At 37.5% G+C, this 283-nt stretch carries 1 pseudogene; it reads right to left on the bottom strand.

Annotation, left to right across the window (positions count from 1 at the left end):
* Positions 1–231: pseudogene (locus AAEY62_RS21940) on the bottom strand (magnesium transporter); the annotation flags it as partial.
* Between the last annotated feature and the right edge of the window lie 52 nt (positions 232–283).

Raw genomic sequence — 283 nt, 5'->3', positions numbered from 1 at the left:
GTGTCGAGCGAGTTTGTCGTAACCGTCTTTTTCTAAACGACTTATTAAGTCTTGTACATAAGTAATTGAACAGTGCTGTAAAATAGCAACCGCTTCTTCAACATCCATTATTGTTAATAAGTGCACTTGTTTATTATAGCTGTGCGCTAAAAACACTTTTCTAGCCGCCCCTATTTCTGCTTGAGAAAAGTGTGGGTTATTTTCTACGTAGTTTTTGCTCATTACCGTCATGGCGAATCTCCCGATTGGCTCATGCTAGGCTAATTGGATTTTATTTAAATTA

This window comes from Pseudoalteromonas sp. GW168-MNA-CIBAN-0100 (genome assembly GCF_040309225.1).
Classification (GTDB): domain Bacteria; phylum Pseudomonadota; class Gammaproteobacteria; order Enterobacterales; family Alteromonadaceae; genus Pseudoalteromonas; species Pseudoalteromonas arctica.
This window is presented reverse-complemented; position numbering and strand designations above follow the sequence as displayed.